This is a genomic window from Candidatus Synechococcus calcipolaris G9, assembly GCF_029582805.1.
GTDB classification, from domain to species: Bacteria; Cyanobacteriota; Cyanobacteriia; order Thermosynechococcales; family Thermosynechococcaceae; genus Synechococcus_F; species Synechococcus_F calcipolaris.
The window spans coordinates 231,693-245,235 of record NZ_JAKKUT010000008.1 but is presented as its reverse complement, the minus strand read 5'-3'; the positions used below and the strand labels follow the sequence as shown (position 1 = coordinate 245,235).

Sequence of the window (13,543 nt, the reverse complement as noted above, 5' to 3'; positions counted from 1 at the left end):
AACACTTACTGAGTGATTAATTACAGTTAGATTTTAGAGTTTTAAAATCCTTGAAAATCTTAACGTTGTAGATAAAGATCGAGCCGTTGCTCTAGCTGACGTAGGGATGCTCGCGGCGAAAACCTTGGTAAAACAATTTGTTGACCATCAAAAACCTGAACTAAGATCGGTACTTCAAGTTGGTAGGCCTCAAACCATTCAGAACGAGTTGTAATATCCCGAATCTCTAAACTAAATTTAGGATGGGTCAGAGCTTGGAGCTTTTCGAGTAAACCCTCGCACAAATGACAATCTGGTTTACTGTAAAGAATTAGTTGATAATGACTCATGGCAAATTTACACTGAGGGGGCAGTAGCTAGGGGTAAGTCACCAATAGTTTGATGTTCCTGCGCTCCAAAAATTGCTTCTGTATGGCGGTAAAATTTTAGCTCAATTAAGTTATGGAAGGGATCTTCTAGGAAAAAGGTTTTATGCTCTAGGGGACTACCTTCAAATCGGATTCGTGGTCGTTGATAAAACGAGATTTGCTTCTCCTCAATGCGATCGCACAGGTTTTGCCAATCCGTTTCTGCAAGAAAAACTAAACCAAAATGGCGGGGATAGATACTTTTCTGAGGCACTAGGGGGTCTTGGGTGACGTGGGCGACTAATTGATGCCCATAGAGTTTCATAATTAGACAGTGATCATTCTGCCGACCCGGTTCACAGCCGAGACCATCCACATAGTAGGATTTTGTGTCTTTAATATTCCCCACCGGAAAGGCAAGGTGAAAAAGGACGGGCGCGATCGCACTCTGGGTCATAAAAATATCCCTTAAAATTAAATTTTTGTTACCCCTTGCTGATCTTAGCGAAAAGCCCTCAAAATAGGGAATTAATATCCACGTTGACAGCATTAATGACCGAAACATAATGACCGACTCTAACCCCATTCTTCAAGCCTTTCTCCAACCCTGGGCGATCGCCCTCTGGCTAAATACGCTGCTCATGGCGATCGCGATCGTTGTCCCCAAAAAACTATTAACCCCTGCCGGATTAGTCCATGCCTGGGGGTTGGGGGTTTTGGTTTGGGCAACCCTGGGGCCCCCTGGCTACATTGTGGTTATGGTTTATTTCCTATTTGGCTCTGGCGTGACCCGACTGGGCCTGGCACAGAAAAAAGCGGCGGGGATTGCCGAAAAGCGAGATGGTGCGAGGGGGCCAGAAAATGTTTGGGGTTCAGCATTAACCGGGGCCCTGTGTGGGTTGTTGACCCTTGCGCTGCCGCCATCCTGGCATCCCCTTCTTTGGTTGGGGTATGTGGCCAGCTTTAGTACCAAACTCTCGGATACCTGCGCCAGTGAAGTGGGTAAGGCCTACGGCAAACGCACGTTTTTAATTACCACCTTGCGCCCTGTGCCACCGGGAACGGAGGGGGCCATGAGTGTGGAGGGAACCCTGGCGGGCTTTGGTGGGGCGGCGATCATTGGTCTTGTGGGGTGGTGGGTCGGATTAATTTCCCCTTGGGCTATTTTGGTTTGTATTGGGGCCGCATTTCTAGCTAACCTTTTGGAAAGCTGGATCGGAGCCACGTTCCAGGACACCTATCCCTGGCTGACCAATGAGGTGGTCAATGGCATTAATACGACGGCGGGGGCTGCTTTAGCCATGGCGATCGCCCTGACCGGACTATTTTAGATAGATTTTTATTTAGATTGTTTTTTAGATCGTTCGGCCTATCCCTTCACGGAGCCAGCGGTGAGTCCCTGGATAATCTTGCGCTGGAAAAATAGCACCAATACCACTAGGGGAAAGGTTCCCACCATCGTTGCGGCGGCTAAGGGGCCGTAGGGAATTTCAAAGAGGGTCGTTCCCCCTAATTGGGCGGCGGCCACGGGGATAGTTTTCATCGATTCCTGGGTAATAAACGTCAAGGCAAAAATATATTCATTCCAGGAAAATATAAAGGCTAAAATTCCCGTTGTCACTAGGGCTGGCCAGGTCAGGGGTAAAATAATTTGCCAGAGCATTTGCACCGGGGAGTAGCCATCCATCTTGGCAGAATCTTCAATCTCGCGGGGAAGTTGCTGGAAAAAACTCCGCATAACGAGGATGGTGAGGGGCAGATTTATCGCCGTATAGGGAAAAATCAAAGCCAAATAATTATTGGCCCAGCCTAGGGCTCGGACAATATCTAATAGTCCCAAAAATAAGAGAATGTAGGGAAATAGGGTAATTACCAATACCACCGCCAGAATTAGATTTTCCCCAGGCAGCTTAAGACGGGCGAGGGTATAGGCCGCTGGAGAGCCAAGGGCTAGGCACAACAACGTAGAGATAATGGCGACAAAGGCACTATTAAAAATATAAAGATAAAACTGATCCTTAAAAAATAAATCACCATAATGGCTGAGGGTGAGTTGATCCAAACGGGGAAAATAAATGAGGGGATCCGCCGTAATTGCTCCATTGGTCTTAAGGGACGTTAGCAATTGCCACAGGAGGGGAGCTAGACTAAACAGCACCACTAGGGCGATCGCCCCCCAACGCAGGATTAAATCTGCCCGAAATGGTCCCGGTTGGCTATGACTCATGGTTCCACCCCCGTTAGCCGCTGTACTCGTATCAATAGGCCCCGAACCATGGCCACCACACTGATTAAGATAAGAAACGTGATCACCACGAGGGCCGCTCCATAGCCAAAATCTAGATAGCGCATCACCGTGGCATAGATGTAGAGGGCCACCATTTCCGTTGCTCCCCCCGGCCCACCTCCAGTCATCACCGCAACCAGATCAAAAACCCCCACCGCCTGGGCAAAGCGAAATAGTAGGGCAATCAAAATTTGAGGCAGGAGCAGGGGTAGGGTAATTTGCCAGAAACTTTGCCAGGATGTTGCCCCATCCATGCGATGGGCTTCGTAAAGGTCTTGGGGAATGGCCTGGAGACCGGCTAGTAACAAAATACTGACAAAGGGTGTGGTTTTCCAGGCATCCGCTGCAATCAGACAGACCATGGCCCAGGTGGGATTCCCCAGCCAATTAATCGGAGTGTCAATCAGATGGAGCCAGTTGATCAAAATATCGTTCCAGACACCAAATTCGCCACTAAATATCCACCGCCAGGCCAGGGCAATCAAGGCTGTGGGTAAGGCCCAGGGCAAAATGGCAATGGTTCGCACCAGCCCCCGCCCCCGAAAGGTTTGATCCAATAACAGAGCGATCGCCAGACCCAGAATCAATTCCACGGCCAAGGAGACCAGGGAAAAAATCGATGTATGCCAAAGACTCAGCCAAAAGCGACCATCCTGAATCAGGCGATCGTAATTCCCCAGGCCGTTAAACACCGGGTTCAGATTTGTTCCTAGATTTTCCCTGAATAGACTTAACCACAGGGCCCGGAAAATGGGATAGCCATAGACGATCGCCAAAATAACCAGGGATGGGGCTAAAAATAGCCAACCAATAGATCGTTCCTTTTGAGATAGGGTTTTTAAGTCCATGGCCCCTGAAAGATGATGTGAAAAAGATGCCTACTAACGGCTGGTTGAGGTTGCCTTAGTCTTTTTGATGCCCCGTCGCCGTAAGTCTTGCCACTGCTTTTCTAAGGTGGTGATCTCAGGCGTAGTTTGTCCATACCGCCAGGCCACGTAGGCATCGGTAATGGCAAGAACAATATTTTGCTGGGGAGCCTCTAGGCGATCGCCCAGATTGAACCCATATTCCAGGGGGGTTTGACTCAGGGGTTTGGGGTATCCCTGCTGGGCCAGCCAATCTAACATTTCCTGGTAGAGCCGCTCCATTTTTGCCAGGCGACCTAACCGTTTCCGATATCGCCATTGTCCGAGCAGTTGCAAGCTAAACCAGGCGATCGCCCCGGCTCCAAACAAAATGATCACCCCCCGCAGAATGCCGCCAATGCCTTGGGAAAATAAACCCAGGAATTTCTGAATCGCTGTATCCACTAGGGCAAAAAGGTTGCCGAGGGCACCAGTCACGGGTGTGGGCAACCACTGGGCGATCCAATTCCAGAATTGTTGTAATGCCGTAAAGGTTTGGTCTACTTCCAGGGATGCTGGGTAGAGATCATGGCCGGGAATCGGATCAAAGGTGAACCAGCCATAATTGGGAAAAAAGACCTCCGTCAGGGCGTAGGCATCGGTATTTTTGACCACATAGAGGCCCGTAAAGGGATTAAATTCCCCCGTTCCCAGGCCCGTCACCAAGCGGGCGGGAATGCCGATACTGCGGAGCATGATCGTTAACACTGTGGAAAATTGATCCGGGTAGCCCCCCTCATTTTGAAAGAGAAAGGCTTCCACCAGATCCTGATCCCTGTCTAGGGGGGGAAGGTTGGGCTGAATAAAATAGTTTTGCTTGAGGGCTTGGGCTAAATAAAGGGCCTGCTCGTAGGGTTCGCTAATCGGGCGATCGCTGCGTTGGAGTAAGGCCTCCGTTTGTTGGCGAACGGCGGGGGCAATCTCTGGGGGAATGGCCAAATAGAGCCGACGTATCTCTGGCTGATACTCCCTGGGGGCCTGGCGCAACTGGGAGCGATCGCGGAGGGGAACCTGGGAAATGACCGAATAGGTGAGTCCATCGGGCAAGGTGAGGGGGGCCCGCAATCCGCCGGCGGCATCTAGGGCAATTTCCTGGGTGGGGAAAAATACATCCCTGGGATGGTTCAAGTGGGGAATTAGGTTACTAAACTCCCGCAAAATCGAGTAGGTTTGTACCACTTCTCTGGTGGGGCCGAGGGCAATTTCACTGGGTATCGAAAATCGATAACTCCAGGGCGATCGTTGCAGTATCTCGGCATCTTCATTCCGGCTCAGTCGCCATCCCCGGCCCGTATATTCATCAAAGGCAATCATCCGCCAAAATCCTGGGGCTTGGGAACGCACCCGCATTAATACCTCGGGTTCCAGTTCTCCCCCAAGGGTCTGGTTGATTTCACTATCAAAACCGTAATAAAACGTAGAATCAAATTGAATATTTTCTAGGTCGTCTCCCCCCTGGCCCGATCGCCCGCCCCGGCCCACATAGCCGGGATTCACCACACGGGTTTGGTCAAACTGCTCCTGCACTTGAATATCCGCACTCACCGGCAAGGTGCGAATTTGATAGCCGGGTAGACGGGGCAACAATAGAAACGTCAGCATTCCCAAACCCAGCACCAGGGCCAGGGTGGCCAGCCATTGGCGGGGAGATAGGCCGATGCCCTTTAACCTCACCTGAAGCAATCCTAGGCGGGATCGATAATCCAGGACTAATACCGGCAGGGCGATCGCCAAAAAAATAAATAGGAACAGACCAAAGGTCATGGTTTGACTCAGGGTGGCGGCCACACTAATTAAAATCAAACCAATCACCATTGAATAGCCCAGATCCTTGCGGCGAGGCAAATCAAAACTATGGAGAACTTGGAGTTGAATTAATAATTTCGTTAACAACAGTCGGGAATCCTGGGCAAAACTGGCCAATTGGGACAGAAAAATCACGAGGGCAACGATCATTCCCAGGGCAATCAAAAACTTAGCCACAAGATTGCGATCTCGCCGCGCCCGGTAACTCCAGCCAAAGCCCACCACTGTCGCGGGAATCGCCCACACACTCATCCAGGTCTCCTCTGCGGCCACATCCGTTGCTACCAAGCCCACGCACACCATGAGCAGAACCCCTAGGCGCAGGAGTCGAGAATCTTCGATCGCCGCCGCAGGCAACGGAGATAGTTTTGGTAAAGTCCAGGAGCGGGGCAGAAAATTGACCACGATTTTATTGGGGGTTTTGTTGGGGGCAGAGGTTAATTCTGATCCTAGCAAAGAAGCTCCCGGAGCCGTGGCCCCGTAGGATTTCTCTGTAGTATTCTTACGCCGGATCTAAAAATCCTAAATCCGTTCCCCGATTCCCATGCACCCGCGCCAAAGCCTGATATTTACGGGCATGCTCCAGTAACTCCTGGGCCTCTGTCTCACTCACTGGGCGAACCACCTTTGCTGGAATCCCCACCACCAGCGATCGTGGCGGCACATCCTTACTCACCACCGCCCCCGCCCCGACAATACTGCCCTGGCCCACCCGTACTCCATTGAGAATCACTGCGCCAATGCCAATTAAACTCCCCCGTTCAATGTAGGCACTGTGAATCACCGCCCGATGGCCCACCGTCACAAAATCTTCCAAAATCGTCGGTTGCCCTGGATCCCCATGGAGAATTGCCCCATCCTGAATATTAGTACTTGCACCAATGGCAATCCGCTCCACATCTCCCCGCAGCACCGCCCCATACCAAACACTTGCCCCATCCCCGATGCTGACATGGCCAATCACCGTCGCATTTGCCGCCACAAAGGCAGCCTGTTCCATATCCACCGGAGGCCAGTAGGCGGGAGTCGGTATCACCATAGATATTCCTGCAAAAATCCTTGCCCTAGCAATCCTAGGATAGAATCTAGGATGGAGTAAATACATGGAATAAAACGTTAGGTGTCAATGAGTACCTACTACTACGTCTTGGCGAGTCAGACCTTTCTCACGGAGGTCGAACCCCTAGAAGAAGTTCTGCGGGAGCGGCATCGCAATTACCAAGAGCAGGGTAAGGAGGTCGATTTTTGGCTTGTCCTTGAGCCAGCCTTTTTGAATACGCCAGCGTTTCAAGAGCAAAAAGCAAAATGTCCCCAGCCAGCGGCGGCCATTATTTCCACCAATAAAACGTTTATCCAATGGCTGAAGCTGCGTCTTGAATACGTCTTGACCGGTGAGTTTACGGCCCCCTCAGAGACCATTCCCGAACCCTTGGCCTCCCTAGTGAGCAGTTCCTAGGGACAAAAATAAAGGAGAGAAATTAGCTAGGATGATGAAAGTAGTGATCTTTGCGGTGATCCAGCAATGCTGAAAGCCCTATTTGGCGATCCCAATCAACGCAAACTCAAGAAATATCAACCCCTTGTGGTGGATATCAACTTACTTGAAGACGAGATTCAAGTTCTCAGCGATAGTGAGCTTCAGCATAAAACCGTTGAGTTTAAGCAACGGCTCGACAATGGTGAGTTCCTAGATGATCTGCTCCCGGAAGCCTTTGCGGTGGTGCGGGAAGCCTCCAAGCGGGTCTTGGGGATGCGTCACTTTGATGTGCAACTGTTGGGGGGGATGATTCTCCACGATGGTCAGATTGCCGAGATGAAAACCGGGGAAGGTAAAACCCTGGTGTCTACGCTGCCGGCCTACTTGAATGCCCTAGAAGGTAAAGGGGTTCATATCATTACCGTCAATGACTACCTGGCCCGGCGGGATGCGGAATGGATGGGGCAGGTGCATCGCTTCTTAGGCCTAAGCGTGGGACTGATTCAGCAGCAAATGGCTCCCCAGGAGCGACAAAAGAGCTATGCCTGCGATATTACCTACGCCACCAACAGCGAAATTGGCTTTGACTATCTGCGGGACAATATGGCCACTTCCATGGCAGAGGTTGTGCAGCGGCCCTTTCGCTACTGTGTCATTGATGAAGTGGATTCGGTACTCATTGACGAAGCCCGGACTCCCCTGATTATTTCTGGGCAAGTGGAGCGGCCCACGGAGAAATATCTGAAAGCCGCTGACATTGCCCGCCAACTGAAAACCGAAGAACATTACGAAGTAGACGAAAAAGCCCGTAATGTCTTGATGACCGATGAAGGGTTTATTGAGGCGGAAAACCTTTTGGGGGTTGAGGATCTATACGATCCCCAGGATCCTTGGGCCCATTATATTTTTAATGCTATTAAGGCCAAGGAACTCTTCATTAAGGATGTGAACTACATTCTCCGCAATGGTGAAGTGGTCATTGTGGATGAGTTTACGGGGCGGGTGATGCCCGGTCGGCGTTGGAGTGATGGTTTGCACCAGGCGATCGAGGCCAAGGAGCGGCAAGAGATTCAAAATGAATCCCAAACCCTGGCCACGATTACCTATCAAAACCTGTTTTTGCTCTATCCCAAGCTGTCGGGGATGACGGGAACTGCGAAAACCGAAGAAGCGGAATTTGAAAAAATCTATAAGCTAGAAGTTACCGTTGTGCCCACCAATCGTCCCCGCAACCGCCAGGATGTGTCCGATGTGGTGTACAAGACGGAAGCAGCCAAATGGATCGCCGTTGCCGAAGAATGTACGGAGATGCACCAAGAGGGCCGGCCGGTTCTGGTGGGAACGACCAGTGTTGAAAAATCAGAAATTTTAGCCCAATTATTACAGCAGCAGGGAATTCCCCATAATCTCCTCAATGCCAAGCCGGAGAACGTAGAGCGGGAGTCAGAAATTATTGCCCAGGCAGGGCGGAAAGGCTCGCTTACGATTTCCACCAATATGGCGGGGCGGGGTACGGATATTATCCTGGGGGGAAATGCGGATTACATGGCCCGGTTAAAGGTGCGGGAATATTTCATGCCGCGAATTGTCATGCCGGAATCCGATGATCCGATGTCATTACTCTCCTTGATGGGAAATCAATCTAAAAAGGGGAAAGGGTTTGGCCAAGAGGCGGCTCCCAAAAACTGGACTCCCTCGGCGGGTTTATTCCCCTGTCAAATCAGTAACGATACGGAGCAGTTGTTACGGACGGCGGTGGAATTTGCGGTGAAGACCTACGGAGAACGCAGTATCCCCGAACTCCAGGCTGAAGATATGCTGGCGATCGCCTCGGAAAAAGCACCCACGGACGATGAAGTGATTCAAAAGCTGCGGGCAGCCTATAATGCCGTGCGGCGCGAGTATGAAACCGTCACGGGCGCAGAACACCAAGAAGTTGTGGAACTAGGTGGCTTGCATGTGATTGGCACTGAACGCCATGAATCTCGCCGGATTGATAATCAATTACGAGGACGGGCGGGTCGTCAGGGAGATCCCGGGTCTACACGGTTCTTTTTGAGTCTTGAAGATAATCTTTTGCGTATTTTTGGCGGCGATCGCGTTTCTGCCCTCATGAGTGCCTTCCGGGTAGAAGAAGATATGCCGATTGAATCCCGTTTGCTCACGGGTAGTCTGGAAAATGCCCAGAAGAAAGTGGAGACCTACTACTACGACATCCGTAAACAGGTGTTTGAGTATGACGAGGTGATGAATAATCAGCGGCGGGCCATTTATGCGGAGCGGCGACGAGTTCTTGAAGGGGAAGACCTGAAGGATCGGGTTTTAGAATATGCCGAAAAAACCATGGATGATATTATTGCCGCCTTTGTCAATCCTGAGTTACCTCCAGAGGAGTGGGATTTAGGGGGATTAGTGAGCAAGGCCCAGGAATTTGTTTACCTTCTAGCGGATTTAGAACCCCAGCATATTGAGCAATTGAGTGTGCCAGAGATGCAGTTATTTTTGCATGAGCAGGTGCGAACGGCCTACGAGCAAAAAGAGGCACAAATTGATGCCATTCAAGCGGGCTTAATGCGACAAGCCGAGCGGTTCTTTATTTTGCAGCAAATTGATACCCTGTGGCGGGAACACCTACAACAAATGGATGCCCTACGGGAATCGGTGGGGTTACGGGGCTATGGTCAAGAGGATCCTCTGGTGGAATATAAACGGGAAGGCTATGAAATTTTCCTGGATATGATGATTATGATCCGCCGGAATGTGGTCTATGCCCTGTTCCAATTCCAGCCCCAGATGCCCCAAGCAGCGGAAGTATCGGCGGAGTCAGTGTGATCCTAGCCCCCTGGTTTAGTTCCTTAGCCGTTCCATTGCAAAAGTACCACTTCTTCACGAAGTTGCTCTTTTGTGGCAGTTGATAGGCGAGTCCTAAATAAATCGATATTCATTACGTTATAGCCAGCATCGCGGGCAATATCCGCTAGTATTTCTCCAGTCTGGATGAGTATCCTAAAATAGGAGGCTTGATCTCCCACGACGTAGGCCAGCTTTGCACCGGGACGTAGTTTTGGTTTCAATTCTTCCAAATGGCGAGCCATTCCACCAAAATAGTGCTTAATAACCTTATGGTATAGTTTCTCAAATCCAGAATCTTTTTCTAGCTCTATCCGTCTTTTTTCTATTGAATCTGCCAGTTCAAGAATGCGCCCATTGTGTGCAATCCATTGCTCATCGGTGTCATTGACGTAAATATTTCTGGTATTTGAACGCAGTAGTCCTTCCTTGTGTCTTCTCAGGTCTTCTTTACTGGTAATAAAGCCCAACAAAACTGACTCAAGCCGTGTGGTTCTGGAATAGTCTTTTTCATTTGGATAGGGCGGGGAAGTGATGACTGCATCTATGTCGTTAGTCAGTAGTTTCATGCCAGGATTTCTAGAATCCGCTAAATGAACCACTGATATTACATTTTTCTGTTTGTCATAAAATTCAATACTCTTTGCAATCTCATTCACTTGATTCAGCCATAGCCCAATCACGTCGGCATCTAGCTTTTTCTTTCTGCTTACGCCAACTTCAGGGCCAAATTTTAAGTTGCTATAAGCATACACAAGCTGTTTGGCAAAGGCAGTTTTCTCATAATTAATGAAATCCGGATCATAATATTCATTCATTACTTCTAGCAAGACCAGGGCTTTATGGAGGGGAATTGGGCTGATTGAATCCTTGATAATGAGTTTCCCCTGCTCGTTGCTGAGGGTTTTTAGGTTGTCTCCATATTGAATGATTCGTGCTTGGAATTCCTTTGCGATCGCTTCTGCATGTTTAATAAGGGCGGCAGTATCAACATCCCATTTTGTTTTTGTTTCAGCCATTAACTGCACTACAGGATTAGCTTCAATCCCAACAGATGAAATTTCCTGTTTCTTGCACTCGACGAGGGTTGTTCCCGTACCGCAAAACGGATCCAGTACCCAATGTCCGTTATTAATATTGAATTTTTGAAGATAGTGCTTAACAAGGTGGGGCGGATAGGATAATACAAAACGATACCAGTTGTGAATTAATAGGTCATCTTCATAAAATCTATTTAACTCAGAGCCATCTTTTGCCTGAACAACATATGACATGGGTTTTATCCTTGTTCACGAAATAAGGGGAAATCCCATTTGTCCGGCATAGAATACCCAACGGCTGAATTCCCCCGCCATTTTAGCTATTTTTGGGTGGCTGAGTACCAGGGCAAACCCCTGATCTGTTAAAATATGTTAAGTTTTTGAGTCTATCCATGCGGGTTGTGATTGTTGGGGCCGGTTTGGCAGGGTTAGCTGCTGCCATTGATTTAGTGGATGCGGGTCATCAGGTTGATATTTACGAGTCTCGTCCCTTTGTCGGTGGCAAGGTCAGTAGTTGGTTGGATGTCGATGGTAATCACATTGAGATGGGGCTACATGTTTTTTTCTACAACTACGCCAATCTCTTTGCTTTGATGGACAAGGTGGGGGCGATCGCCCATTTATTGCCCAAGGAGCATACCCACACGTTCATTAATCGGGGTGGCCAGATCGGTCAGCTAGACTTTCGCTTTCCCCTAGGGGCTCCCTTTAATGGTCTCAAGGCCTTTTTTACGACGGGACAACTGACGAGCTTCGATAAGCTGAAAAATGCGATCGCCCTGGGAACCAGTCCCATTGTTCGCGGCTTGGTTGACTATCCGGGGGCAATGAGACATATTCGTAGCCTCGATCGCCTTAGTTTTGCGGATTGGTTTCGTCGCCATGGTGGTTCTGACGGTAGCTTAAAACGTCTGTGGAATCCCATTGCCTATGCCTTGGGTTTTATTGATACCGAGGAAATGTCAGCCCGTTGTATGTTGACGATTTTTATGATGTTTGCCGCCAAAACCGAAGCCTCTCGCCTAAATATGCTCAAGGGTTCCCCAGCGGAATACCTGCTCAAGCCCATGGTGGATTACATTCAAGCCAGGGGAGCGAAAATATTTACGCGGCGGCGGGTGCGAGAGATTCTTTACACCAGTGATCAGGAACAAAAATTAACGGTCACGGGCCTGGCGATCGCCCAAGACGACCAAGTTGAAACCATTCAGGGTGATGCCTATCTCTGTGCCTGTGATGTGCCAGGAATTCAGCGACTCATTCCTGAGGGATGGCGACATTTATCGGTATTTGATAATATTTTCAAACTGGATGCGGTGCCGGTAGCCACGGTTCAACTGCGGTTTGATGGCTGGGTGACTGAACTCCAGGACGACCAGAAACGTCATCAACTGGGCCAAGCCACTGGCTTAGATAACCTACTTTATACGGCGGATGCGGATTTCTCCTGTTTTGCCGATCTGGCCTTGACCAGTCCCGCCGACTACTATCGAGAGGGTCAGGGTTCCCTATTGCAAGCGGTACTTACCCCCGGAGATCCCTACATCAAGCAAAGCAACGAGGCGATCGCCCACAGGGTACTGGAACAGGTCCATGATTTATTTCCCTCCTCCCGCGACCTAAATATGACCTGGTATAGTGTCGTCAAACTGGCCCAGTCCCTCTACCGCGAAGCTCCGGGGATGGATCCCTACCGCCCTCCCCAACAAACCCCCATTGATAACTTTTTCTTAGCGGGCAGTTATACTCAACAGGATTACATTGACAGCATGGAAGGGGCCACCATGTCCGGTCGTCAAGCCGCCCAAGCCATTCTAAAAGGACAGTCCCATGGGTAAATGGTTAGAGCATACGGTGCAAATTGAAGTGGACGCGCCCATTGATCTCGTCTGGAACCTCTGGTCAGACCTAGAGAAAATGCCCCAGTGGATGAAATGGATTGAATCGGTCACTCTGCAAGATCAGGATCCGGAATTATCGCGATGGACCCTTGCTTCCGGCAACATTCACTTGAGTTGGCTCTCCCGCATTCGCAAACAAATTCGCCACCAGATTATTCAATGGGAATCCGTGGACGGCTTACCCAATCAGGGGGCAATTCGGTTTTACGATCGCCATGGTTCCAGTATTGTCAAACTCTCGGTGTCCTACGCCATTCCTGGATTTTTAGGGCAACTATTTGATCAGTTATTCCTGGGTCGCATGGTGGAAAATACTTTGAAGGCGGATCTAGAACGCTTCCGGGACTACGCCCAACAGGTACAACTGGCAACGCTGCCGTAAAATACTTCCCTTAAAATACTGGAGCATTGAAGCATTGATCTGGAACATCCTGCCAACATGACCCAACCGATTGTTGCCCCCTACCACCGCCAAGTTCATTTTGCGGATACGGATGCCGCGGGCGTGGTGTATTTTGCCAATCTGTTGAATTTTTGCCATGAAGCCTATGAAAAGCTCCTGGAAGATATAGGAGTTGATCTCAGGGAGTTTTTCCGGGATGGGGCGATCGCTATGCCGATTGTGGAAGCTCAGGTTAAATTTTTCCGTCCCCTCTACTGCGGCGATCGCCTGATCATCTCAATCCGTGCCACGGCCATTGATGCCTCCTGTTTTCAACTCCATTACCGGATAACCCCACAACAGGTTGAGCCTCCCCAGGGAACAGAACCCGATCACCCTAGTCCCGTGGCGATCGCCGAAACCCGTCATATTTGTCTCAAAATGCCGGAACGCCAGCGAACCCCCCTCCCGCCATTGTTCCAAGACTGGCTAGGCGACCCAGCGGAAACCCAGGCACCTCAATCCGACGACTAAAAAGATTGACTAAA

Annotated in this window: 13 protein-coding genes; 6 read left to right on the top strand and 7 right to left on the bottom strand. The window is 49.9% G+C overall.

Going from position 1 to position 13,543, the window contains the following annotated elements; genetic code table 11:
• Positions 1–59: 59 nt before the first annotated feature.
• The gene (locus L3556_RS15505) at positions 60–329 is read right to left on the bottom strand and encodes a glutaredoxin family protein (RefSeq protein WP_277868239.1); all 270 of its coding nucleotides are present in this window, start codon (positions 327–329) and stop codon (positions 60–62) included.
• A 7-nt stretch (positions 330–336) separates the two neighbouring features.
• Entirely contained in the window at positions 337–804 is a 468-nt protein-coding gene (locus L3556_RS15500; RefSeq protein WP_277868238.1) for a VOC family protein, read from the bottom strand.
• A gap of 109 nt (positions 805–913) precedes the next feature.
• Between L3556_RS15500 and L3556_RS15495 the strand changes: the two genes are divergently transcribed.
• Positions 914–1,678, top strand: a complete 765-nt coding sequence (locus L3556_RS15495; protein WP_277868237.1) for a TIGR00297 family protein — start codon at positions 914–916, stop codon at positions 1,676–1,678.
• Positions 1,679–1,716: 38 nt separating this feature from the next.
• On the opposite strand, the gene L3556_RS15490 is transcribed toward L3556_RS15495, so the two are convergent.
• Genes L3556_RS15490 through L3556_RS15475 form a run of 4 tightly spaced genes read right to left on the bottom strand, consistent with a single transcriptional unit; the run spans position 1,717 to position 6,384 of the window.
• A complete protein-coding gene (locus L3556_RS15490; protein ID WP_277868236.1) occupies positions 1,717–2,574 on the bottom strand; it encodes a carbohydrate ABC transporter permease in 858 nt (285 codons plus the stop codon).
• On the bottom strand, positions 2,571–3,482 hold the full coding sequence (locus L3556_RS15485) for a carbohydrate ABC transporter permease (RefSeq protein ID WP_277868235.1): 912 nt from the start codon (positions 3,480–3,482) through the stop codon (positions 2,571–2,573). Before L3556_RS15485 ends, L3556_RS15490 begins: the two co-directional genes overlap by 4 nt.
• A gap of 33 nt (positions 3,483–3,515) precedes the next feature.
• The gene (locus tag L3556_RS15480; RefSeq protein WP_277868234.1) at positions 3,516–5,801 is read right to left on the bottom strand and encodes a transglutaminase TgpA family protein; all 2,286 of its coding nucleotides are present in this window, start codon (positions 5,799–5,801) and stop codon (positions 3,516–3,518) included.
• Between the two features lie 46 nt (positions 5,802–5,847).
• Positions 5,848–6,384, bottom strand: a complete 537-nt coding sequence (locus tag L3556_RS15475; protein ID WP_277868233.1) for a gamma carbonic anhydrase family protein — start codon at positions 6,382–6,384, stop codon at positions 5,848–5,850.
• Positions 6,385–6,471: 87 nt separating this feature from the next.
• Between L3556_RS15475 and L3556_RS15470 the strand changes: the two genes are divergently transcribed.
• The gene (locus L3556_RS15470; protein ID WP_277868232.1) at positions 6,472–6,801 is read left to right on the top strand and encodes an MgPME-cyclase complex family protein; all 330 of its coding nucleotides are present in this window, start codon (positions 6,472–6,474) and stop codon (positions 6,799–6,801) included.
• 66 nt (positions 6,802–6,867) lie between these two features.
• Positions 6,868–9,654 (top strand): preprotein translocase subunit SecA, encoded by a 2,787-nt coding sequence (gene secA / locus L3556_RS15465; protein WP_277868231.1) that lies wholly within the window; start codon positions 6,868–6,870, stop codon positions 9,652–9,654.
• A gap of 23 nt (positions 9,655–9,677) precedes the next feature.
• On the opposite strand, the gene L3556_RS15460 is transcribed toward secA, so the two are convergent.
• Positions 9,678–10,946, bottom strand: a complete 1,269-nt coding sequence (locus tag L3556_RS15460; protein ID WP_277868230.1) for a DNA methyltransferase — start codon at positions 10,944–10,946, stop codon at positions 9,678–9,680.
• Between the two features lie 158 nt (positions 10,947–11,104).
• Here L3556_RS15460 and zds point away from each other — a divergent pair, with 158 nt between their 5' ends.
• From zds to L3556_RS15445, 3 genes are read left to right on the top strand one after another with little or no spacing between them, the layout of a single operon-like run.
• Positions 11,105–12,550: a 9,9'-di-cis-zeta-carotene desaturase gene (gene zds, locus L3556_RS15455; RefSeq protein ID WP_277868229.1), complete on the top strand. Its 1,446-nt coding sequence runs from the start codon at positions 11,105–11,107 to the stop codon at positions 12,548–12,550.
• The gene (locus tag L3556_RS15450; RefSeq protein ID WP_277868228.1) at positions 12,543–12,995 is read left to right on the top strand and encodes an SRPBCC family protein; all 453 of its coding nucleotides are present in this window, start codon (positions 12,543–12,545) and stop codon (positions 12,993–12,995) included. Before zds ends, L3556_RS15450 begins: the two co-directional genes overlap by 8 nt.
• 57 nt (positions 12,996–13,052) lie before the next feature.
• Entirely contained in the window at positions 13,053–13,529 is a 477-nt protein-coding gene (locus L3556_RS15445) for an acyl-CoA thioesterase (RefSeq protein ID WP_277868227.1), read from the top strand.
• Positions 13,530–13,543: the final 14 nt, after the last annotated feature.